Annotated in this window: 20 protein-coding genes; 15 read left to right on the plus strand and 5 right to left on the minus strand. The window is 64.4% G+C overall.

Translation table 11 applies throughout. The features are described from left to right. Positions 1-11: 11 nt before the first annotated feature. Positions 12-926 (minus strand): LysR family transcriptional regulator, encoded by a 915-nt coding sequence (locus U5A58_RS32055; protein WP_321964413.1) that lies wholly within the window; start codon positions 924-926, stop codon positions 12-14. Between the two features lie 124 nt (positions 927-1,050). Here U5A58_RS32055 and U5A58_RS32060 point away from each other — a divergent pair, with 124 nt between their 5' ends. Beyond that, positions 1,051-1,962: a DMT family transporter gene (locus U5A58_RS32060; protein ID WP_321964414.1), complete on the plus strand. Its 912-nt coding sequence runs from the start codon at positions 1,051-1,053 to the stop codon at positions 1,960-1,962. 117 nt (positions 1,963-2,079) lie between these two features. Beyond that, complete coding sequence (locus U5A58_RS32065) at positions 2,080-3,453, plus strand: LLM class flavin-dependent oxidoreductase (protein ID WP_321964415.1); 1,374 nt, start codon at positions 2,080-2,082, stop codon at positions 3,451-3,453. A gap of 73 nt (positions 3,454-3,526) precedes the next feature. Here U5A58_RS32065 and U5A58_RS32070 read toward each other — a convergent pair whose 3' ends face one another. Next, complete coding sequence (locus U5A58_RS32070; RefSeq protein ID WP_321938611.1) at positions 3,527-4,327, minus strand: MetQ/NlpA family lipoprotein; 801 nt, start codon at positions 4,325-4,327, stop codon at positions 3,527-3,529. A gap of 189 nt (positions 4,328-4,516) precedes the next feature. Here U5A58_RS32070 and U5A58_RS32075 point away from each other — a divergent pair, with 189 nt between their 5' ends. The 3 genes from U5A58_RS32075 to U5A58_RS32085 all read left to right on the plus strand — a co-directional run bounded on the left by U5A58_RS32075 (position 4,517) and on the right by U5A58_RS32085 (position 7,807). Next, positions 4,517-6,007, plus strand: coding sequence for an MFS transporter (locus tag U5A58_RS32075; RefSeq protein ID WP_321964416.1), 1,491 nt, complete (start codon positions 4,517-4,519; stop codon positions 6,005-6,007). 163 nt (positions 6,008-6,170) lie between these two features. After that, positions 6,171-7,589: a YeiH family protein gene (locus U5A58_RS32080; RefSeq protein ID WP_321915169.1), complete on the plus strand. Its 1,419-nt coding sequence runs from the start codon at positions 6,171-6,173 to the stop codon at positions 7,587-7,589. Positions 7,590-7,591: 2 nt separating this feature from the next. After that, complete coding sequence (locus U5A58_RS32085; RefSeq protein ID WP_321964417.1) at positions 7,592-7,807, plus strand: hypothetical protein; 216 nt, start codon at positions 7,592-7,594, stop codon at positions 7,805-7,807. Positions 7,808-7,812: 5 nt separating this feature from the next. On the opposite strand, the gene U5A58_RS32090 is transcribed toward U5A58_RS32085, so the two are convergent. Next, entirely contained in the window at positions 7,813-8,637 is an 825-nt protein-coding gene (locus tag U5A58_RS32090) for a phosphate/phosphite/phosphonate ABC transporter substrate-binding protein (RefSeq protein ID WP_321964418.1), read from the minus strand. Positions 8,638-8,804: 167 nt separating this feature from the next. On the opposite strand from U5A58_RS32090, the gene U5A58_RS32095 reads away from it, so the two are divergent. Continuing rightward, the gene (locus tag U5A58_RS32095; RefSeq protein WP_321964419.1) at positions 8,805-9,767 is read left to right on the plus strand and encodes a fatty acid desaturase; all 963 of its coding nucleotides are present in this window, start codon (positions 8,805-8,807) and stop codon (positions 9,765-9,767) included. 3 nt (positions 9,768-9,770) lie between these two features. Here the strand turns inward: U5A58_RS32095 and U5A58_RS32100 are convergent, their stop codons facing one another. Further along, a complete protein-coding gene (locus U5A58_RS32100) occupies positions 9,771-10,943 on the minus strand; it encodes an epoxide hydrolase (RefSeq protein ID WP_321915165.1) in 1,173 nt (390 codons plus the stop codon). Between the two features lie 42 nt (positions 10,944-10,985). On the opposite strand from U5A58_RS32100, the gene U5A58_RS32105 reads away from it, so the two are divergent. The 5 genes from U5A58_RS32105 (at position 10,986) to U5A58_RS32125 (ending at position 16,941) form a co-directional block, all read left to right on the plus strand. Continuing rightward, positions 10,986-11,225 carry a hypothetical protein gene (locus U5A58_RS32105; RefSeq protein ID WP_321964420.1) on the plus strand — a complete coding sequence of 80 codons (240 nt, stop codon included), beginning with the start codon at positions 10,986-10,988 and terminating at the stop codon, positions 11,223-11,225. A gap of 78 nt (positions 11,226-11,303) precedes the next feature. Then, positions 11,304-12,329, plus strand: coding sequence for an amidohydrolase family protein (locus tag U5A58_RS32110; protein ID WP_321964421.1), 1,026 nt, complete (start codon positions 11,304-11,306; stop codon positions 12,327-12,329). An 88-nt stretch (positions 12,330-12,417) separates the two neighbouring features. Next, positions 12,418-13,146, plus strand: coding sequence for a substrate-binding domain-containing protein (locus U5A58_RS32115; RefSeq protein ID WP_321964422.1), 729 nt, complete (start codon positions 12,418-12,420; stop codon positions 13,144-13,146). Positions 13,147-13,336: 190 nt separating this feature from the next. Beyond that, positions 13,337-15,112, plus strand: coding sequence for a tannase/feruloyl esterase family alpha/beta hydrolase (locus tag U5A58_RS32120; protein WP_321964423.1), 1,776 nt, complete (start codon positions 13,337-13,339; stop codon positions 15,110-15,112). Positions 15,113-15,591: 479 nt separating this feature from the next. Then, positions 15,592-16,941 carry an aromatic acid/H+ symport family MFS transporter gene (locus U5A58_RS32125; RefSeq protein WP_321915159.1) on the plus strand — a complete coding sequence of 450 codons (1,350 nt, stop codon included), beginning with the start codon at positions 15,592-15,594 and terminating at the stop codon, positions 16,939-16,941. A 95-nt stretch (positions 16,942-17,036) separates the two neighbouring features. Here the strand turns inward: U5A58_RS32125 and U5A58_RS32130 are convergent, their stop codons facing one another. Continuing rightward, positions 17,037-18,623 (minus strand): methyl-accepting chemotaxis protein, encoded by a 1,587-nt coding sequence (locus U5A58_RS32130; RefSeq protein WP_321964424.1) that lies wholly within the window; start codon positions 18,621-18,623, stop codon positions 17,037-17,039. Between the two features lie 484 nt (positions 18,624-19,107). On the opposite strand from U5A58_RS32130, the gene U5A58_RS32135 reads away from it, so the two are divergent. From U5A58_RS32135 to U5A58_RS32150, 4 genes are read left to right on the plus strand one after another with little or no spacing between them, the layout of a single operon-like run. Then, positions 19,108-20,148: a hypothetical protein gene (locus U5A58_RS32135; protein ID WP_321964425.1), complete on the plus strand. Its 1,041-nt coding sequence runs from the start codon at positions 19,108-19,110 to the stop codon at positions 20,146-20,148. Between the two features lie 19 nt (positions 20,149-20,167). Continuing rightward, the gene (locus U5A58_RS32140) at positions 20,168-21,028 is read left to right on the plus strand and encodes an HpcH/HpaI aldolase family protein (protein ID WP_321964426.1); all 861 of its coding nucleotides are present in this window, start codon (positions 20,168-20,170) and stop codon (positions 21,026-21,028) included. A gap of 39 nt (positions 21,029-21,067) precedes the next feature. After that, positions 21,068-22,009: an ABC transporter substrate-binding protein gene (locus tag U5A58_RS32145; protein WP_321964427.1), complete on the plus strand. Its 942-nt coding sequence runs from the start codon at positions 21,068-21,070 to the stop codon at positions 22,007-22,009. A gap of 27 nt (positions 22,010-22,036) precedes the next feature. Next, positions 22,037-22,933, plus strand: coding sequence for a hypothetical protein (locus U5A58_RS32150; RefSeq protein ID WP_321964428.1), 897 nt, complete (start codon positions 22,037-22,039; stop codon positions 22,931-22,933). Positions 22,934-22,975 lie beyond the last annotated feature (42 nt).

Consider the following 22,975-nt stretch of genomic DNA (forward strand, 5'->3'; position numbering starts at 1 on the left):
CGGGCCGCCGCTCACTCGGGCATATGCTGCGCGAGCCAGTCGATCAACACGCGCACCTTCGGCGGCAAAAAGCGATTGGGCGGATAGAGCATCCACACCGGGCCGCTGTACGCACGTGGCTCCAATGACCACTCGGGCAGCACGCGCACGAGCAGGCCGTCGCGCAGCGCATCCGCCGTGGCGAATTCTGGCAGGCTCGCAATGCCCCAGTCTGCAAGCGCCGCGTCGCGCCGCGCGCCCACGTCGTTGGCGATATAGCGGCCCTTCACCTCGACGGTTTGCGTTTGCGCGCCGCGCCGGAACGTCCAGCGGTTGTCGTCGGGCGTTTCGCCGAGATAGAGGCAGTCGTGGCGCGCGAGGTCCTTCGGGTGCTTCGGCGTGCCGCGCTCGCGCAGGTAAGCGGGCGACGCGCACGGCATCCATTGCAGCGTGCCGAGCCGGCGCGCCGCGAGCCCCGGCGGCGGCGTGGGCGTGGGGCGAATCACGATATCGACGCTGTCGCGCACGGGGTCGACGTCCCGGTCGGTGAAGATGAGCTGCACCGCGACTTCCTCATATGCGCGCAAAAAGCCGGAAATCAGGGGATGAACGACGCTCTGCGCGAACGAAATGGGGGCACTGATGCTCACGCGGCCATGCGGGCGGCCAGTGAGGCGGCTGGCGGCCTGGGCCGCGCTCGCGGCGGCTTCGACCATGTCCGTGCAGTGCCGGTAGACCTCCGCGCCCGATTCCGTGAGCCGCAGGCTGCGCGTGGAGCGCTCCAGCAGGCGCGTGCCGAGCGCGCGTTCGAGCCGCTGCATCTGGCGGCTCACGGTGGAAGGCGTGCTGCCGAGCTGGCGCGCCGCAACCGAGAAATTACCGGCATCGACCACACGGGCGAAGGTGGCCAGATCGGGCAGCAGGGGCAGGAGGTCGGAGGGAGTCATGGCTGGCTGGGCGAAATCATCTGTGCATCCAGAGCATAAATGATGTTCCGGTGAAGTGGATTATCGCTGCGAAAGCATTATCGGACAATGTGCTCGTCCCTGACCAATCCGCAAGCCCGTTGCCATGAATGCCCTGACCCGTTCGTCCCGCACCGTCGATCTGCTGCTCGTTGTCGTCGCGCTCATCTGGGGCACGAGCTATGGCGTGGTGAAGGGCGCGCTGCTCGTCTACCCGGTGCTGGGGCTGCTTGCCCTGCGCTTTGGCATCACGTTTGTTTTGCTTTCGCCCGCGCTGCGCGGGTTGCGTCACGTGATGTGGCGCGAGCGCATTGGCGTGCTTGGCGCGGGCCTGCTGCTGCTCGGCATCTTTCTGGCCGAGACGTTCGGCGTTTCGCTCACGAACGCCTCGAACGCGGCGTTTCTTATCAGCCTGTGCGTGGTGCTCACGCCGCTCGTGGAGTGGGCGTGGCTCAAGCGCGCGCCGCGCCCGGTGGAATGGGCGGCGGCCGGCGTGTCGCTGTTCGGTGCGCTGCTCCTGACGGGCGGACATGTTGCGGCGAGCCCCGGCGACCTGCTGGTCGTGCTCGCCGCGCTGCTGCGTGCATTGACCACGTGCGCGGTCAAGCGCGTGATGAAGTCGGGTGCCGTGCCGGCGCTCACGGTCACAGCGGTGCAGTCCGCCGTCGTTTCGATCGGCTGCGCCGTGCTCGCGCTCACCGTCGCGCCGGAACAATGGCAGCCGCTGCCGCACTGGCAGGGGCACGGCGTGTTTTGGGGCAGCGTGATCTATCTCGTGGCGGGTTGCACGCTGTTCGCGTTCTTCGTGCAGAACTACGCCGTGAGCCGCAGCAGCCCCACGCGCGTGGCGTTGCTCATGGGCAGCGAGCCCGTGTTCGGCGCCCTCTTTGCATGCGTGTGGCTGGGCGAGCGGCTTTCTGTGCCTGCGTGGATCGGCGGCATGCTGATCGTTGCGGCCTCGCTTTTCGCGCTCAAGCGGGAGCCCCAGGCCGAAATGCAGGAAGCCGTGAAAGCGTAGGGCGCGCGCACATCCGCAAAGCTGATATGCAATTGCGAATTAACTGGTAGGGGATCGAGACGCGGGCTGTTCCAATGGACGATTGGACCCGTTCGACGCCGCAGGAGAAGCCCTACAATGGCAAAAGCCAACAAACCCATATTGCTCAACGCGTTCAACATGAATTGCGTGGGGCACATCAATCACGGGCTGTGGACGCATCCGCGCGACCGCTCGACCGACTACCGCACACTCGTATACTGGACGAATCTCGCGCGCACGCTGGAGCGCGGGCTTTTCGACGGGCTGTTTCTCGCCGATATCGTGGGCGTATACGACGTCTATCAGCGCAACGTGGACGTGACGTTGCGCGAGTCGATCCAGTTGCCGGTCAACGACCCCACGCTCGTGGTGCCGGCCATGGCCGCCGTAACCGAGCATCTCGGCTTTGGCGTGACGGTCAACCTCACGTACGAGCAGCCGTATTTGCTGGCGCGGCGCTTTTCCACGCTCGATCACCTGACGCAAGGCCGCATTGGCTGGAACATCGTGACCGGCTATCTGGACAGCGCGGCGCGCGCCATGGGGCTCGAGCAGCAACTTCCGCACGACGAACGTTACGACCGCGCGGACGAATACCTGGAAGTCCTCTACAAACTCTGGGAGGGTAGCTGGGAGCCGGATGCCGTGCGGCGCGACAAGGCCGCGCGTATTTTCGCGGACCCTGCGAAGCTGCATCGCGTGGAGCATGCCGGACGCTACTACCGCGTGGACGGCTATCACCTGGCGGAGCCTTCCCCGCAGCGCACGCCGGTGCTGTTCCAGGCGGGCAGTTCGGGGCGAGGGCAACGCTTTGCGGCGCGCCATGCCGAATGCGTGTTCATTTCGCCGCCCAACCGCGCCGCAGCGCGCGAGACCGTGCGCGCGCTGCGCGAACAGCTGGTGCAAGCGGGGCGCCGCCCCGACGATGTGAAGGTTTTTGTTGGCGCGGCGGTGGTGCCGGGTGCGACCGAGAGCGAGGCGCGCGAGAAGTATGCCGATTACCGCCAGTATGCGAGCCGCGAAGCGGGCTTGGCGCATTTCGCGTCGAGCACGGGTATCGATTACGCGCAATACGATCTCGACGCCCCCGTGGACTACGCGCCTGGCAACGCGATCGAATCCGCCACGCGCACGGCGAAGCAACATGGCTGGACGAGGCGCAAGCTGCTCGAGATGTTCGAGCTGGGCGGCCGCTATCCGGCGATCGTCGGCAGCGCTTCGCAGGTGGCGGACGAACTGCAGGCATGGATTGACGAGGCCGATGTGGATGGCTTCAATCTGAGCCGGACCGTGGTGCCCGAGAGCTATGAGGATTTCGTGGATCTCGTCGTGCCGGAGTTGCAGGCGCGTGGGCGCTACAAGACGGCGTATGCACCTGGCACGTTGCGGGAGAAATTGTTTGGCGATGCGCCTACGTTGCCGGAGCGGCATGCGGGGGCGGGGTTCAGGCGCGTGACGGAATCGGCCTGAATGACGATGTAATGAAAGATCGCCAGTGATTCGGATAACGAATCACCGGCGATGGATTGTGAATCAGGTGACGTTACTGCTGAGGCGCGTCCTTCCACGCGGGAAGCGTCGCGCCGTGATACACGGCAACGATCTCGGAAGCCACATTAGGCTGCTGATAGCTCTCCACGAGCGCATGCACCCAAGGCGCGTTGGCGTCCTTTTCGTTCACGGCAATGAAGTTGCGATACGGATTGCCGGTCACCTTCTCCTGAGCAATCCGCTCCTGCGGAATCTTGATGCCCGACTTCACCGCCCAGTCCGTGTTGACCACGGCTGCGTCCAGATCGCCAATCGCGCGCCCGACTATGCCCGAGTCGAGTTCCTTGATATGAATATTCTTCGGATTCTTCGCGATATCGCGTGCGGTCGGCAAGAGGCCGACATCATCGCGCAGCGTAATGAGCCCTTGTGCCTGCAGCAGCAGGAGCGAGCGGCCTTCGTTGCTGGGATCGTTCGGCACGCCAATGGTTGCGCCCTGCGGCAGGTCCGCCACCGACTTCACCTTGCGCGAATACAGCCCGATCGGCTGCACGTAGGTAAAGCCCACCGGCACGATCTTGTAGCCGCGCGCCTTGATCTGCGCATCCAGATAAGGTTTGTGCTGGAACGAGTTCGCGTCGAGGTCGTGGCTGGAGAGCGCTTCGTTGGGCTGCGTGTATTCGGAGAACGTGGTCACCTTGATCGTGAGGCCACGCTTTGCAGCGTTGGCGGCAACCACGCGCCACACGTCCTCGTCTTCACCCGACATGATGCCCACGCGCAACGTCTGGTCCGCCGCGTGCGCGAGCGTCACGCCCCCGAAACTCACGCCCAGCGCAAGCGTTGCCAGCATCGCGCCCAACAAGGTTCTTTTCTTCATAGGATCCATTATTCGAAGAGTTGTGGATAGGGCGATGCTAAGGAGCGCGCTGCAAGCGGACAACCAATTTTGGGAGCATTGCTTAGCTAGATTCGTCGTTTTGCGGCGCGCAACGGTATGGCTAGGATGCAGCGATTGCATTTTTCACGCGAGTTCCTTTCCATGTCTACTCTCGCCGTTCCCGCTTCTGAAGCTATCGAAGCCACCGGGCAAGCGCCTGGCCCGCAACATGCCGTGATCCGCTCGGCGCAGGACGTTGCACGTATCGTCAATGCCGGCGCCGCGCAAGGCAGCAACGCGCGCATCGTGATCGCCATCGCGCTGGGCGGCGTGTTTCTCGATGCCTACGACCTCACCTCGCTCGCCTATGGCATCAAGGACATCGCGCGCGAATTCTCGCTGTCGCCTGTGCAGGTCGGCTTCGTTTCGGCGGCCATTACGTTCGGTGCGATTCTCGGTGCCCTGTTCGGCGGCTATCTCACCGATCGCATCGGACGCTACCGCGTATTCATGGCCGACATGCTGTTCTTCGTAGTGGCCGCGATCGCGGCGGGGCTCGCGCCCAACGCCTGGGTGCTCGGCGGCGCGCGCTTTCTCATGGGCTTTGGCGTCGGGCTCGATCTGCCGGTCGCCATGGCGTTTCTCGCGGAGTTTTCGCGCGTGGCGGGCAAGGGCAACAAGGCGGCCAGCGTGGCGGCGTGGTGCCCCGCGTGGTACGCGGCCACGAGCACCTGCTATCTGCTCATTCTCGGCCTCTATGCCGTCCTGCCCGAGCACCAGCATGGCTGGCTCTGGCGCATCACGCTCGCGTTCGGCGCGGTGCCGGCGCTCGTCATCATCGCCGTGCGCAGCCGCTATATCAGCGAGTCGCCGGTGTGGGCCGCGAATCAAGGCGATCTGGAGGGCGCGGCGCGCATACTCAAGCGCACGTATGGCGTGGACGCCGTGGTCGAACGCGGCGAGACGCCTGCGCAAGCGCCGCGCGCCGCATCATGGCGCAATTACGGCGTGCTTTTCAACGCCACGTATCGCCGCCGTACGATTCTCGCCGCAACGATCGGCGCGGCGTCTTCGTTCGGCTACAACGCGATCATCTTCGGCCTGCCCGTGATCATTGCGAGCTTTTTCCAGCAGGGACCGCTCACCACGATCGTTGCATCGCTCACGTTGAACCTGTTGTTCGCATTCGTTGGCGGCTTGATTGGCGTGCGTACCGCGCCCACGGTTGGCGCGTGGAAAATGACCGCGCTCGGCCACACGCTGCAGTTCGTCTCGCTCATCGGCCTCGCGTTGATCGGCCATCCGGGCAGCGGCTTCCTTGTCGCACTAGCCATTTTGCTGCTTGGCGGCTATCTGTTCGGGCAGGGGTTCGGTCCCGGGTCGCACAGCATGACGTATGCGTCGCTCAGCTATCCGACCTCGCTGCGCGGTATTGGCGTGGGCTTCAATCAGACGCTCGTGCGCTCCGCTTCCACGGTGTCGCTGTTCCTGTTTCCCGTGCTCGCCGCGGCGCTCGGCACGAAGGTCTTCTGGGTGATCGCCATCGCGCCGCTCACTTCGCTGCTCGTGTTACTGGCTATCCGCTGGGAGCCGTCGGGCTACGACATCGACAGCGAAGATTATGCCGATGCGCGCGACGCAGCCACGGCATAAGCTTTGAACAATAAGTCATTTTGGTTTCGAAGATCAGCATTCCATACTGATTGGCGGGGCGCGTGCTTCGGGACGCGTCGCGCCCGCTTACCGGTGACATAAGCGTGACATAACGGCGACATAGCGATCGCCGCAAACGGGGTTTGAACAGGGGAAACCAACTATGAGCAATTCGACTCTTGCAGCAGAGGGTGGCAAGCACGCGGGCGGCCAGGCCGTGTCGGTTCAACGCAAGCCATTCGGTACGGAAGACTGGTGGGCGGTTGCGATCGGGCTTTTCGTCATTGCGATCGCCTATGCGCTTTTCGCTTCCGGCGGCAGCATCAAGAGCCTTGCGGTGGCGCCGGCGCGCTGGAACGACTTCGGCGGACTCGCGCGCGATCTCGCCGCGCACGCGGGTGGATACGCGGCGCTGTTCGTCGGATTCGCGGCCGTATTCTCCGTGGCGATTGCGGCGCTCGGCTTGCCGGTTGCGCAATTCGTCAGAGGATTCTTCGTCCTCTTCGTGGTGTCGGCGCTCATTTTCATTGTGGGAGCGTGGGCGCAGGCTACTCGCTACAACCTCGAACCGCCGCTCATTGCGCTGGCGCTCGGGCTGATTGTCTCGAACGTGTTCACGGTGCCGGCCTGGCTCGCACCGGCGCTGCGCGTGGAGTTCTACATCAAGGTTGGGATCGTGTTGCTCGGCGCGACGCTGCCGCTCACGTTGATTGCGTGGGCCGGTCCGGTTGCCGTAGGGCAGGCCACCATCGTTTCGCTCGTCACCTTCTTCGTGATCTATGGCACCGCGCGGGCGCTGAAGATCGAGCAGCGTTTCGCCGCAGTGCTGGGCGTGGGCGGCGCGGTGTGCGGCGTTTCGGCGGCAATCGCGATTGCGGGCGCAGTGCGCGCGCGGCGTGAGCAAGCGTCGGTGGCGATCACGCTCGTCGTGGGGTGGGCGATCGTCATGGTGTTCGCGCTGCCCGCGCTTTCGCGTGCGTTCGGCCTGCCGACGGGCATTGCCGGCGCATGGATCGGCACCTCGGAATTCGCGGACGCGGCGGGCATCGCCGCCGCCCAGGCCTATGGCGACCTCGCGCGACATGCGAGCGGCGCGGTAGCGGGCGCGCCCGACGCGGCGCTGCAGGCATTCGTGTTGATGAAGGTGGTGGGGCGCGATATCTGGATCGGCATCTGGGCCTTCGTGCTGGCGATCGTGGCGACCACGCGCTGGGACCGCGAGGCCGGCGACGAGGTGCAAACGACCACGCGCGCCCGCGAAATCTGGACCCGCTTTCCGAAGTTCGTGATCGGCTTCGTCATAGCATCGGCGTTGGTCACATGGGTCGCGTCGCATTACACGCTGGCCGAATACCGCAGTGTCGTCACGCCGGCCTTCGTTGCGCCGATCGTCGCGTTGCGCACGTGGGCGTTCACGTTCTGCTTTCTGAGCATTGGCCTCACCACGCGATTCGCCGCGCTTTCGTCGACGGGCGTGAGGCCGCTTGCCGCGTTCACCGCCGGCGTGGCCGTGAATGTGGTGATCGGCTATCTGCTCTCGGCGCACGTGTTCGCGCCGTACTGGCTGGCGCTTGGCCAATGAGCATGAACGACGCAGCCGACTCCGCAAAGCGGCCGCAGTGCGCGCAGTGTACGCACTGGGCCGAAGACCGCGCGGTGCTGGAGGCGCGCATCGCGGGGTTGGCTTCGTTCGGGTCGGCGTATGGCGCGAGTGTCGGAGAGAGCCGGTTATGTCTGCGGCACGACCGCCTGACCCAGCCGGAAGACCGCTGTGCCGCATTCGTTGCGCGCACAACGTGAGGTGTTCATCGAAGCTCGGTATAGCCCTGCTGCGCGGCTGCGTTGGCCATGTCCTCGATTTCAGCGTAGGCCTCGCCGCTGAGTCTCGCGAATCCGCGCAGACGCAGCGTGCGTGCGCGTTCGGGGTCGGTCGCGAGCGCAGTGTCCAGCGCGTCGCGTAGCGCTTGAGCCTGACCCTCGTCGAGCGCCCGCGAGGCGATCAGCGGAAGGCCGGGCGCGGAGGCTGTCATGCCGATGGTCCGCACGCCGTCGAACGATTCGGGGTGCGAATCGCGCAGCAACGCGAGCGTGACGCAGTCGATGGCGCCTACGTCGGCCTTGCCGCTCGCCAGTGCTTGTAACGTGCCTGCGTGCGAGCCTGTCCGGAGTACCGAGGCGAAGAAGCTGCCACCGCGTGCGAGCGGTGCGACCGCGTGGCGAAACGCGTTCATGCCGCTATGCGAATCCACACCGTTGCAGGCGGCGCGCAGGCCGCGACATGCTTCGAGCGTGTTCGCGCCTTGTTCCCACGCCTGCGCTGAAACGACGAGCACGCTTCGATAGCGCGGGCCCTCGCAACCGGGGGCGTCGAATATCGGCGTCGAGATCAGATGGACTTCGTCGGCGAGGCCGAGCATCCGGTACGGAAACCCGCAGGTCTGTGAGAGCAGTAAATCGTTGCGGCGCCAGTGCGGCATGAGTTCGCCCTCGGGCGAGTTCATGATCGTGACCTCGCCAGGGGCGAACGAGCGCGCAAAGACCGCCACGCTCTCGCTCAAGAGCGAGCGCCACAACGCCGCGTGGTGCGGCGTCACGTTGTACATCGGCAGGGAGGCGATCCAGCGGGTCATCGGCGCATTCTACGCTGCACAACCCTGGCGCGTCGCGCGGTGCGGTGAAATAAGCAAATGGCAATTCGTTGGTTGGTGAAGCACCTCGCGTTCGGTATGGTGAGGGCCTGAATTGCTTTGCTCTCCGTATGGAGTGGCACCATCCTTCATCGCGGGAGCTGGCGCACATGGCCGAATACTTCGACGCAGACCACGCGCGGGAAGTCGCCGCGCTCGGCACAGGCTTCACCGCGCGCACGGAGTGGCCCACCTGGCTATTGATCGCGGTGATCTACGGCGGCTGGTTTGCGGTGCTGGCGCTTTTGCGTTCAAGTGCGCTTACGCTTGCGGCCGCCACGCCATGCCTCATCGTGCTGTGCGCATGGCATATGTCGCTGCAGCATGAATTGCTGCACGGCCATCCCACCCGGTTCGCGTGGCTGAACATGGCACTGGGCTGGCCACCGCTTGCGGTGTGGTTTCCCTATGCGGTGTACCGCGAAAGCCATATGGCGCATCACCGCGACGAAGCGTTGACCGTGCCCGGCATCGACCCCGAAACGAACTACGTGGAGCACGAGCAATGGGCTCGCCTGCCGCGCTGGCATCGCGTGTTATGGCGCGCACGCAAGAGCTTCGTGGGGCGTGTGGTGATCGGGCCGCCCATGAGCGTGGCCGCGATGCTCGCCGGCGCGGCGCAAACGCTGCGCAGCGGCGACTGGCGACACGTGCCGATGTGGCTCGCGCACCTCGCCGCCGTCTTGCTGCTGCTCGCGTGTGTGCAGCGTTACGCGGGCGTGCCGTGGTGGTGGTATCTCGCAGTTGTTACCTGGCCCGCGCTTGGACTCGCGATGGTTCGCTCGCTTTACGAGCATCGCGCGGCGTCGCATCCCAAGGCGCGCATCGCCATCAATGAGGCCGGGCTCGTCATGCGCTTTCTGTATCTGAACAACAACTACCATCTCGTGCACCACGATCTGCCGCGCCTGCCGTGGTTTCAACTGCCGCGCGCCTACCGCATGCGGCGCGACGCCTATCGCCACAAGTGCGGCGGTTTCGTGATCGAAGGCTACGCCGCGCTCTTCAGGCGCTATGCTTGGCGCGCGACGGATGCGCCCGCGCATCCGTTCGGCGATAACGCGGCACAGTAACAGTCACTGGCGCAAGCGTTTGAAAAAGCGCCGAATGTCGGCGGCGAGAAGGTCGGGTTCCTCCATGGCGGCGAAATGTCCGCCGCGCGGCATGTCGGTCCATTGCACGACGTCGAACACTCGCTCGACCCACGACCGAGGCGGGTGATTGATTTCCTTGGGAAAGCGCGCGAACGCGACGGGCGGCGCCACGCGTTGCCCGGCCGCGAAGCGAAACGGCTGGAGACGGTTTTCCCAATACATCTGCATGGACGTGCCAATGCTGCCGGTGAACCAGTACAGCGACAGGTCCGTCAGCAAGGTGTCTTTCGAAAACCGGCGCTCGATCACGCCGTCGCAGTCGCTCCATGCGCGAAACTTTTCGCCGATCCATGCCGCAAGTCCCGCGGGTGAGTCGTTGAGCGCCGCCGCCGCGGTTTGCGGCTTCGTGGCGTGCATATGCGCATATCCGCCCTCAAGCGCCGCCCAGTCGGCCTTTTCACGCAGATAATCCTGCTCCGCCTGAGTGAGCGGGGCTTGCGCCGCATCGACGGTGGGTTCGTACGAAGAGGGCAGGAAGTTCAGGTGAATGCCCTCCACGGCCTGGCTGTGCCGCGCGGCCAGCGCGATAGACACACCCGCGCCGAGGTCGCCGCCTTGCGCGCCGAAGCGCTCGTAACCGAGCCCGCGCATGAGCGCGGCCCACAGGTCCGCCGCCTGGAACGCGGAGGCACCGGGCGCAGCCGGAGCGGGCGAAAAGGCGAAGCCCGGCAGCGAGGGGGCGACGACATCGAACGCATCGGCCGGGTCCGCGCCGAATGCGGCCGGGTCGCATAGCCGGTCGAGCAGCGCGTGGAATTCAAAGAACGAGCCCGGCCAGCCGTGCGTGATCACGAGCGGGTAGGGCTTTGGGCCTTTGCCGCGCCTATGCACGTAGTGCACGCGTTGGCGAACCGCGCCGCCCTCGTCACCCACTTCGGCCATGAACTGCGGCAGGCGGTTCAGCGTGCGTTCGGCGGCCCGCCAGTCGTATTCGTCTGCCCAATACGCGACGAGTTCGCGCAGCCATGCATGGTCGGCCCCTTGTTGCCACGCCGGGGCGGGCGTAGCGTTGGCCCAGCGCGTGGTGCGCAAACGCTGGCGCAGGTCGTCGATTGCCTCCTCCGGAACGCGAATTTCGAACGGCTCGATATGCATGGTGGTTCATCCGCACGACTTCAGGCCAATGAGCGGACCATTATGAGCGAATTCGCCACCGCGCACCGGCCGCCCCTTGGGGCCCGTCGAATTCGCTCCATCGCTTACCAGATGTTTATCGAGGCATTCGTTTTATTTATCGGCGCTTCGAAAACACGGTCGGGTATTTCAGGGGCCATGGGGCGCGGCGCAAACCCCAAGGCGTCCATGGTTTCCGGCATTCCCAGCCGCCCGCTGCCGCACGCGTTTATTGGCGTGAGGGCGGTTTTTCGCGCAATCTAGGTAATTGCCCTGGCTACTAGCGCGGTGGGGCCAATTCGTACCGTAGCGCAACGATTCGAATCAGCAGCAGAGGTCTCAATGATCATCGACATTCATGGCCACTACACCACGGCGCCCAAAGCGCTGGAGGCGTGGCGCAAACGCCAGATAGCGGGCATCGCCAATCCGTCCGAAATGCCGAAGGCATCGGAGCTGAAGATCGGCGACGACGAGTTGCGCGAATCGATCGAACTCAATCAGCTGAAGCTGATGCGCGAGCGCGGTCTCGATCTCACGATTTTCAGTCCGCGCGCGAGTTTCATGGCCCACCATATTGGCGACTTCCAGGTGTCGAGTACGTGGGCGGCGATCTGCAACGAGCTGTGCTACCGCGTGAGCGAGCTGTTTCCCGAGCATTTCGTGCCGGCCGCCATGCTGCCGCAAAGTCCGGGCGTCGATCCAGCAACATGCGTTGAGGAACTCGTCAAATGCGTGGAGCAGTACGGCAACGTGGCAGTCAACCTGAATCCCGATCCCTCGGGCGGCCACTGGACAAGCCCACCGCTTTCGGACCGTCACTGGTACCCGATCTACGAGAAGCTCGTCGAATACGACGTTCCCGCGATGATCCACGTGAGCACGAGCTGCAACGCGTGCTTCCACACCACGGGCGCGCACTACCTGAACGCGGATACGACCGCCTTCATGCAGTGCCTGACCTCAGACCTGTTCCGCGATTTCCCCACGCTGCGCTTTGTGATTCCTCACGGCGGCGGCGCGGTGCCGTACCACTGGGGACGCTTTCGGGGCCTCGCTCAGGAGCTGAAGAAGCCGCCGCTCCAGGAGCATTTGCTGAACAACGTGTTCTTCGACACCTGTGTGTATCACCAGCCCGGCATCGACCTGCTCACGCGTGTGATTCCCGTGGACAACATACTGTTCGCGAGCGAGATGATCGGCGCGGTGCGCGGCATCGACCCTGAGACTGGCCACTATTTCGACGACACAAAGCGCTATATCGAAGCCGCGCATGTCGATGCGGCGGACCGCTACAAGATCTACGAAGGCAACGCGCGGCGTGTGTATCGGCGTCTGGACGCGCGGCTCAAGGCAAAGGGCTTGTGAGCGCGTACGCGGCGGCCTGCATTCCATGCATTATCGGTGAGGCGCACTCTCAGGCGGCCTCGCTCTCCTTCGACTGAAACGGAAGTCAATGACAAAGGAAGACGTACACAGCAACGCCGCGCTGGCGGGTGTCGGGTCGATGGCGACGCGCCTGCTGCTTGCGAATCTCGCCGAGCAATACGCGCGCGAAACGGGGCAGCAGTTGACGGTTGCCGCGATAGGCGGCGTGGACGCCGCACGGCGCGTGCAGGCGGGCGAGGCGTTCGATTTCGCCGTGCTGGCCTCGGCGGCGATCGATCGCCTGGCGGCTGGCGGTCATCTCATTGGCGCGCGCACGGACGTCGTGCGCTCCGGTATGGCGGCGGCCGTCGCCATAGGCGTGGCGCACCCGGACATCGGCACGCAAGCCGCACTGCGCGAGACGATGCTGCGCGCGGCGCGCATCGGCTATTCAACGGGGCCTAGCGGCAAACATTTGCTGGGTCTGCTCGCACGCTGGGGCGTGGCCGAAGTGCTCGCGCCGCGCCTCGTGTTGGCGCAGCCGGGTGTGCCGGTGGCGAGCCTGATCGCGAATGGCGAGGTCGAGATCGGGTTCCAGCAATTGAGCGAGCTGAAGGACGTGCAGGGCGTGGACGTGGTCGGACCGCTTCCCGCCGGGGCTCAGCTCGTCACGGTCTTTTCCGCGGCGATCTGCGCGGTGTCCCGGCAGCAGCGGGCGGCGGCGGATTTCCTTGCGTTCCTGGGCTCGGAGCGCGCCGAAGCGGCCAAGCGGACGTTCGGCATGGAGCCGGCGGGCGGTACCGAATACGGACAATAAGCAGAGCGGCAGGGCACGAGCAGGACGGCAATAAGAGAAACCGAAGGAGCAATAAGGCGATTAGATCGGGCATTTCATGTCGAACGGTCTACGCGTTTACGTTAATTAGATATCCTGATCAGAATAAACAGAACTGGAGGCGTGAAGTGAATCGGAAGAACACCCATACGTACAACACCAGGAGGCAAGCATGAGAATCCCGCATACCCGGCGGTTTTTCACGAGCGCGCGCACTCGTGCAGCCTCGCTACTTTCGCTGTTCGCCGTCTTTGCGGCGGCCACGCTCGTCGCCGCGTGCGGCAGCGGCGGCAGTGGCAGCAACAGCAGCGGCGATGCGAAAGCGCCGCTCGCAGTCGTGGCGCCCGTAGTGGATTGCTCGAAGCTGGCTACGGTCGATATCAGCGATATTGGCGGTACGGGCAGCTCGATTACATCGGCTGCCGTGACCACGGCGACCATCAATGGAGCTTCGGTCAGCTTCTGTACCGTGAAGGGCACGCTCGTGCCTTCGAATACGTTCGAAGTGGCGCTGCCGGTGAGCACGTGGACGCAGCGCTTCGCGGCGCTGGGTTGCGGGGGCTTGTGCGGCAACGTGAGCGACCCGACCCAGCAGTCGTCGTTCAGCTTCAGCTACACGTGTCCGCTCGTGCAGGAAGGCGGCTTCGTGACGGCGGCGACGGACATGGGGCACGCGGGCAACGACGCCTCCTGGACTACCGACCCGCAAAAACAGGCCGATTTCGCGTATCGCGGGCAGCACATCACGACGCTCACGGCGGAAAAGCTCATCAAGGCCTACTACGGGCAGGCGCAAAAGTACGCGTACTTCATCGGCTGTTCGGACGGCGGCCGCGAAGCGCTCATGGCGGCGCAACGCTACCCGAACGACTATAACGGCATCGTTGCGGGCGCTCCGGCGGCACACTTCCAGATCCAGAACTCGCTGTATCACGGCTGGAGCGTGGAGTCGCAAAGCACGACCGGCGACAGCACCGGCAACGCCACGCTCTACGCCGACAAGGCGCTCGTGCTGCACAAGGCGGTCGTGGCGGCATGCGGCGGCCAGGCGGGCGTGCCCGACGGCCTGATCGCCGATCCGCGCACCTGCAATTTCGATCCCGCATCGATCCAGTGCGCGCAGGGCGCCACGAACACGAGCAACTGCCTGAGCGCGGCCGAAGTCGCCACCGCGAGCAAGATCTATGGCGGACCCGTGGACGCGACGACCGGCGAGCGCATGCTGGCGGGCTCGCCACAGATGGGCTCGGAAGAGAACTGGGTAGGCGTGGAAGTGCCGACGACGAACTCGACGGCCGCGCCGGTTTCGGTGAAGAACCTGTTCAGCTACATGATCGTGACGGGTGCCTATAACCTGATCTTCACGGGCTCGCCCACCATGCCGACCATCGACACGTTCGGCTACACGGATGCGAGTTTCTACTCGACCTACCTGCAGGCCAACCATCCGCTGATGGACGCGACCAACCCCGACCTCACGGCGTTCAACAAGGCAGGCGGCAAGCTGATCCTGTGGCACGGCTGGGCGGATCAACATATTTCGCCGCTCTTCACGATCCAGTACTACGAGGCCATGCAGAACACGATGGGCGCCTCGAGCGTGAGCAATTTCGCGCGCCTGTACCTCGTGCCTGGCGTGGCGCACTGCGGTGGCGGCGAAGGCTTCCCGAACATCGACCTCGTCTCGCAGATCACGGCGTGGGCCGAGCAGGGCACGGCGCCCAACGCGGTCATGACGTACCAGACCGATTCGTCGAACAACGTGACGGCGAGCCGCCCGGTTTATCCGTATCCGGCCGTCGCTCAGTTCACGGGCACCGGCGACTGGCACCTCGGCGCCAACTGGACGCAGGGCGCACCGTTATACAACCAGCCCACGCATACCTGGGCGGGCTCGAGCTTCTATACATCGTACACGCCGACCACGCAGGGGGTGGCCGCGCCTTGACAGGAAAAGCCGCATGATTCGCAGTTGAACCGGCCAGCCCTTCGGGGCTGGTTTTGTTTGGACGGCGATAACTGAATCGCATGGCAAATGCGGGGCAGTGAAAGTAAGCCGTATCGCGCCGCCCCGCGATGTAGCGGCGACTGAATTCCGCACGATCGTCCGTCACGTTTGCGAATCCTTTCGGAGAGCATCGATTTTGTTTATTGCGCTGGATTCGAATCCAGCCTCGGGCCGCGACAGGCAAAGCGCGGGCTGATTGGGCCCAACCTTTATGCGGCGCGGCTTTCAGGCCGATAACGTAGGAGCGGGCGTGCCGGAATGGCCCATGCGAACGGGCACACGCGTACCCAATATGTGGTTAACCCGCACTTTCAGGCGAGGGGTTGGCCACCTATCGTGCCCCCGACGGATAGCAGTTCGTAGAAATTCGACTCGGGCACGAGCGAGCGGCAGACCACAGAACGGACAGGAGACGACAGATGTCTGGCAGCAAAACAATTGATATCAAGGCGTTCATCGACGAACGCCACATTTCGGCGTACCAGTGGCTACTGGTGGCGCTGTGCTTTCTTGCGGTGACCGCCGACGGCATGGATGTGGCCATCATGGGGTTCGTGGCGCCCTCCATCATTCACGAGTGGGGCATTTCACGTCCTGAGTTCGGGCTTGTCATGAGCGCGGCGCCCATCGGCCTCGTGATCGGCGCGCTGGCCGCCGGTCCCGCCTCCGACCGCGTGGGCCGCAAGTGGGTGCTCATTACCTCCGTGTTCCTCTTCGGCGTGTTCACGATCCTCACGGCGTTCACGCAGTCGCCGGTTTCCATGGCCGTGCTGCGCGTGCTGACCGGCATCGGTCTTGGCGCGGCCATGCCGAACTCCACGACGCTGCTCTCGGAGTACTCGCCGCAACGCCGCCGCGCGCTTCTCATCACGATCATGTTCACGGGCTTTAACCTCGGCTCGGCATTGATCGGCTTTGCGGCGGGCTGGCTCGTGCCGACGCACGGCTGGCGCGCGGTGCTGATCTTCGGCGGCGCCATTCCGCTCGTACTCGTGCCGCTGCAGGCCTGGCTGCTGCCGGAATCGGCGCGTCTGCTCGCCGTGCGGGGCGCCACGAGCAAGCGCATTGCCGCGACGCTCAACCGCGTGACCGGCGCCAACTTCGCGGGCGACGAGAATTTCGTCTCGACGGAACCGCCGCTGCCCACGCGCAAGCCGATTGGCGTGCTGTTCTCGCAAGGCTATGGCGTGATGACCCTCGCGCTGTGGGTGACGTATTTCATGGGCCTGCTCGTGATCTATCTGCTCACAGGCTGGCTGCCCACGCTGATCAAGGACGCGGGCCTCTCCATCACGGTGGCGGCGAACGTCACGGCCATGTTCCAGATCGGCGGCACGATCGGCGCGGTGCTGGTGGGCTGGGTCATGGACAAGGTGCGTCCGGCGCGCGTGATCAGCGCGGCGTATGTCGGCGGCGGCATCTGCGTGCTGGCGCTGGCCGGCGTGGGCGCGCTTTCCTCGTCGCTCGCGCTGCTGGTGTTCGCCGCGGGCTTCTGCATGAGCGGCGCGCAAACGGGCCTCAACGCCTACGCGCCGGGTCGCTACCCGACGGTTGCGCGTGCAACGGGTGTGAGCTGGATGCTGGGCATGGGCCGCTTCGGCAGCATTTTCGGCTCGGCCATTGGCGGCGCGCTGCTGGGTCTTGGCTGGGAATTCGCCGCGATTCTCGCGATGCTCGCCGTACCGGCCGTGCTCGCGGCGATTGCGATCCTGGTTTCGCAGCGTGCGCGTCATTCGGAACCGGCTACGCAGGTTAGCGCGGCACACTGAGTTTTTGGGTAGGCAATAGCGCTGGATTGAACGGCGCGGTGGTGCGATTTGCACTGCCGCGCCGTTTTTTTGTTTGCCGCAAGAACGCGGCCGGGTTAAATCCTGAATGCCCCCACCGTTTCGATCACGGTTTCCGCATTCCTGCCGAGCGTATTGGCCGAAATCGAAAAGTGATTCACGAGCGCGCTGTCCTGTTGCGTGAGCGCTTCGATATGATCCAATGCCTGCTTGATCTCGGCAATGCCAGTGCTTTGCTCGCCTGTCGCGGTATTGATTTCGTCGATGAGCAAATTCACGTCGCGCACGGCCTGAACCGCCTGCTGCATCTTTTCGCGGGCCGTTTCCGTGAGTTGGCAACCTTCCTGAACCTTCTGCGTCGAGTCGACGATGAGACCGGCGATCTCTTTGGCCGCCGTGGCCGCGCGGCCCGCGAGATTGCGCACCTCGCTCGCCACCACGGCGAAGCCGCGCCCGTGCTCGCCCGCGCGCGCTGCTTCCACAGCCGCGTTGAGCGCGAGAATATTGGTCTGGAAAGATATTCCTTCGATTACCTGAATGATCTCGCCGATCTTGCGCGAGGCCTCGGTAATGCCCTGCATCGTCACCGTCATGGCTTCCACGGCGCGGCCGCTCTCTTCGGTGATGGCGCGCGCGTGGCCCGCGCTGGTGGCGGCCTGGCGCGCCGCATCGGCGGTTTGCCGCACATTGGCCGCAATATGCTGCATCGACGCTGCGGATTGTTCGAGGCTCGCCGCCTGCGATTCGGCCCGCGCCGAGAGCTTCTGGCTGCCTTCGGATACCGTCACCGTGGCCGCGCTCATGCGCGCCATCTGGTCGCGCGCGTCGCCGACGATGGCGCGCATGTTCAGGCTGACCTGGTTGACCGATTGTTCGAGCTTGCCGACCACGCCGGTGGGTTTCCAGGTGTTCTCGACCTTCTGCGTGAGGTCGCCCATGGCGAGCCGTGTGGCTGCGCCGAGCAGGCGGCGCAACGGGTAGATGAACATGAAGCGCATGCGGTATTCGGCCAGCACGCCGAACGCCACGCAGGCGGCAAGGCCGATCGCCGTGCGCACGGGCGTGATCGACGATGCGCCGCCGTCGATGACGACGCCCGTGACCATGCCGGCCGCCGCAAGACCGCTCGTGAGCAAATAGGTCTGCGTCTTCATGGTGGGATGCACGAAGCGCGAAAGCCGTCCCGCCATGTCCTTGCGAACAATTGCGCCTGCCTGCAAATGATGGACAGGCCGGCTGGCTCTTTGCTCTGCGAGCAAGGTCGCATACAGCGCTTCGGCGGCGCGCACCTGATCGCGTGAAGCGGCGGTGTGGACGGCCCGGTAAGCAACGACATGCTGCCCTTCGACGATGGGTGTCACGCCGATCTGCACCCAGCAATGCCGGGCATGACTGAAGCGGTTCTTCAGCACGCCGATCCAAGGCTCGCGCTTTTTCAGCGTGGCCCACATGTCGCGATAGACCTCGGCCGGCATGTCGGGATGGCGCATGACGCTATGAGGCTGCCCGACCAGCGCCTCGCGGGAAAAGCCGCTGGCTTCGATCAATGCGTCGTTGCAGTAGGTGATGACGCCGCGTGTGTCGGTCGTGGAAACGAGCAATTTTCCGGGTGGGAGAGCGGCTTCTCCATGATGGTCCGGCTGGGTCGATGGTTCCGTGTGCACTCGTGGTCTCCTATGTTTTTTGATTGGCCGGTTCGGACGTTCGCTGCTTATCGGCCGGAGATATCGATCATGAATGGGGCGGTTCGCGGCCAAAAACCGCCGCTGCCGCGCGACAGGGCGATAAACGAAGCGAAGCGCCGTGGCGTGCGCCGCGGGGCAGAAGCGCAAACGCCCAAGGCATAAGGCTCGTAGCCGGAAAAGTGGAGTACGCAACGAGTTTGCGCACGTATTCGGATGCATGACACCCGATAACTTCTTCGCAAGTTCCGCAAAGCAGATTCGATACGACCGTTCGAAAAGCGTTCAGCAAAAATCTATGACGGCGGCGCATTTCGAATGACAACGCGTAGCCTGGCCGCCCTACACTGCCTCCGGTCAGTTGAGAACAGACGAGACACGAGTCCGGATGAATCGACATATGGCCGGTGCGAAACCCATGCCGAACACGGCGGCGGCGTCCCGGCACGATAACGATGGAGGCTTTATGCGCAAGTTGATGTTGGTCGGGACGGCGACGACGCGGCCCGAGGCGATCGGATCGCTTTTCAAGCTGGAGCCCGGCGGCGAGTGGCAACAGGTGAGCGATATTCCTGCGGATGCGTCGGTGCAGGCCATCACGCCGCATCCCAGCCGCGAGAACGTGATCTACGTGGCCGCGCGCAAGGGCGTGTACCGCTCCACCGACGGCGGCGCCTCGTGGCACAAGCTGAATGTCACGGACGAAAACGTGCAGTTCTGGAGCGTGGCCGTGAGCCCGCATGATCCGGACGTGCTGATCGCCGGCACCGCCCCGGTCGGCTTCTATCGCAGCGATGATGGCGGCGAGACCTGGCGCAAATGCAGGGGCGAGCATCCGGAGCGCTACAAGATCTCGTTCGGCGGTTCGCGCGCCATGCGCGTGGCCTTCCATCCGACCAACCCGAAGCGGCTTTACGCAGTGGCCGAAATCAGCGGCCTGTACGTCAGCGAGGACGGCGGCGACAGCTGGCGCGGCGAATCGCAGGGCCTGTCCGTGCTCGCAGCGATGCCGCATTTGAAGAACACCGAACTGACCGACGATGATACGGAGGGCATGTTCGACGCGCATGCGGTGTCGATCTCGCCGGCCCGGCCGGACTCGATCTTCTACATCTGCCGCCTGGGCATCTTCGAGAGTGGCGATGGCGGCAAGAGCTTCCGCGACCTGGAAGTCCGCAAATACGCCCCGTTCAACTATTCGCGCGAATGCCGCTTCGTCCACGGCCAGCCGAAGAAAATGTATGCGTGTTTCAGCATCTCCTCGCGCAGCGCCGCGGGCGCGCTCTACACGAGCGACGACCTGGGCGCGACGTGGGCGCGCGCCGATGCGCAGGTCGAACCGCGCAGCACGATGATGGGCTTCGGGACGCACGTGAGCGACCCCAACGGCGTGATTACCGTGACGCGCGGCGGCCAGGTGTTCTTCACGACCGACGGCAGCAAGACGTGGACCGAAAAACAATTGCCGGCGAATGCGGGTGACGCATTCTGCGGCGCAATGCTTTGAGCGCGGAGGAACGATCGACATGGCTGAACGACTCAACGGTGTGATCCGCGCACTGGAAACCGGGCGCGGCATCGCTTTTACTTCCTTTATTCAGGCCGAAATCGAAAACGCGGTCAGCTTTGCGCAGTCGTCGAACGACGGCGTGGTGTTCGAAATGGAGCACACGCCCTGGGACATTTCCGCTTTGCGCAACGCCATGCAGTTCTTGCTGCTGCGCGAGCGTATTGCGCGAGCCGGTACGGTTGCCTGCCAGATGACGCCCATCGTGCGCATTCCGCCTAGCGGCAGCGAGATGAACCAGTGGTTCGCGAAGCAGGCACTCGACCTCGGCGCCTACGGCGTCGTCTGGCCGCGCATCAGCACGCCCGAGCAGGCATACAACGCGGTGGCGGCCTGCCGCTATCCGCGTCTGCCGGGCAAGCCGCTTTACGAGCCAGCCGGCTTGCGCGGCGACGCGCCCATGCCCGCTGCGCGCTACTGGGGGCTTTCGCAGCAGGAGTATTACCGCAAGGCCGACGTATGGCCGCTCGCGCCCGAAGGCGAGATTCTCGTCACGCTGATGATCGAAGACGTGGCCGCCATTGAAAACCTCGAGGAGATGGTCAAGCGCGTGCCGGGCATCGGGGTTCTGCTGATCGGCGAGGGCGATCTCACACAGGAGCTTGGCTGCCCGCGCGAATACGACAATCCCGAGTTGCTGCGCCTGATGGCTCACGTGCGCGAGATTGGCCGCGCCTACAACATTCCGGTTGGTCATCCGCACGTGAACGAAGGCAACGTGTCGCGCGTGATCGAGGAGGGCTACCGCTTTCTGATGACGTTCCCGAAGCGCGATTTCGGCGCGCTGGACAAGGGCCGTCAACTCGCGGGCCGCGTGTGAGCCCTGCGCAACAAGACGAAGCAATACGGGAACGTCAACATGACTGAAAAACTGTCGATCGTGCTGGGCCGTCACGGCCAGGTCGAGGATTTGCGCAGCGGCGCGGTGCACGTGGAAGGCGTCGAACTCGATTTCATCGAAATCAAGCGCATGCCTGACGCTTATCGCAACATGGCCCGCAGCCAGCCCTACGATATCTGCGAAATGGCGCCGACGTCGTACCTGATGGCGGTGGCGGCCGGCGCGCCCATCACGGCGCTCGCGTTGCCCATGACGCGGCGTTTTCGCCACGCGGGCCTGCAGCGGCTGCGCGAATCGTCGATTCGCCATCCAAAGGATCTGGAGGGGCGTGCCGTAGGCGTGCGCGCCTATTCGGTCACGGCGGCCGTGTGGACGCGCGGCATCCTGGCCGAGGAATACGGCGTCGATTTCGGCAAGGTGACGTGGCTCACGGAAGAAGACGAAAACGTCGAGACCTTCGTGCCGCCCGCCAATGTGCGGCGCGTGGCAAACGACGCGTCGCTCGCCGCCATGATGGAGGCGGGCGAGATCGAAGCGGCATTCGGCGGCCTGGCCGGTGTGGGCGCGGATCTCGACGACCGCCTCGTGGATCTGGTCGAAGACGCCGCGGCGCGAGAGGCCGACTGGTATCGCCGCACGGGGATTTACCCGCTGCATGGCGTGATCGTGGTGCGCAACGACGTGCTCGCGCGCTATGCGGATTTGCCGCGTCGTCTGTTTGCGGCTTTCGTCGCGGCGAAAGAGAACTATCTCGCCCGCGTGCGAAGCGGTGCTGCGGACGGTGCGGAAGACAAACGCTATCGGCGTCTCGCGGAACTCGTTGGCGATCCGCTGCCTTATGGCCGTGCACAGAACGCAAAATCGTTCGATGCGCTGGTGCGCTACGCCCACACGCAGCGGCTGATTCCGGAGCGAGCGCCCATCGCCTCAGTGTTCCTCGATCCGGCAGACCATGCATAGGATGACATATCAATCAGGAGGAAGACGATGACAACTCTTCAAACCCTCGCCATTCCGACGATGCTTGGGACCTACCCCAAGACCCAGCCTCTCAAGGACGGCACGCTCGCTTCGCCGCTCGTGCATCTGGATTTCGCCGCGGTGGACACGGCACAAAAAGCCTTCAAGGACGTCGTGCGCCACGAGAAGTACGACGTGGCGGAGCTGGCGATCATTACGTTCCTGCAGGCGTTCGAGGCGGGCAAGCCTTATGTGATGCTGCCGTTCGTGATGAATGGAGGCTTTCATCACAAGAGCATCGTGGTTCGCGACGACGCGACGTTCACCGCGAGCGAGCTGGCCGGGCGCAAGGTGGCGATGCGCGCATATACGCAGACCACGCCGACGTGGGTGCGCGGCATCCTTACCGACGACTTCGGCGTGCGGCTCGCCGACGTGCGGTGGTTGAGCCAGGAAGGCGCGCACGTGGCCGATTACGAGGAACCCGCATGGGTTTCGCGACTCGAATCGACATCGAGCCTAGAAGCCATGCTGCGCGCGGGTGAAGTGGACGCCATCATCGCGGGCGGCGGCCTTTCGGGCGAGCCGGGCATTCGTCCGTTGATTCCCGCGCCGGCCGAGGCCGCCGCCGCATGGCAGGTGCGCCACCACGCGGTGCCGATCAATCACGTGGTGACGGTCAAGCGCTCGCTCGCACAGACCCACCCGGAAGCCGTGCGCGAGGTCTTTCGTCTGCTTGGCGAGGCGAAAGATCTTGCACAGCAGGGGAAGCCGCAGGCCGCCATCGATTTGCAGCCCACAGGATTCGACAGCCTGGCCCCCGCCGTTGAGCTGGCCGTTCGCTACGCGTTCGAGCAACGGCTCATTTCGCGCCGATATGCGCTTGAAGAGTTGTATGGCCCGGTGCTCGATATTCTCGGCTAGGGGCGCACACGAGTCACACAGCAAGACAGAACACGATACGGA

The organism is Paraburkholderia sp. J7 (assembly GCF_905220155.1).
Lineage (GTDB): Bacteria > Pseudomonadota > Gammaproteobacteria > Burkholderiales > Burkholderiaceae > Paraburkholderia.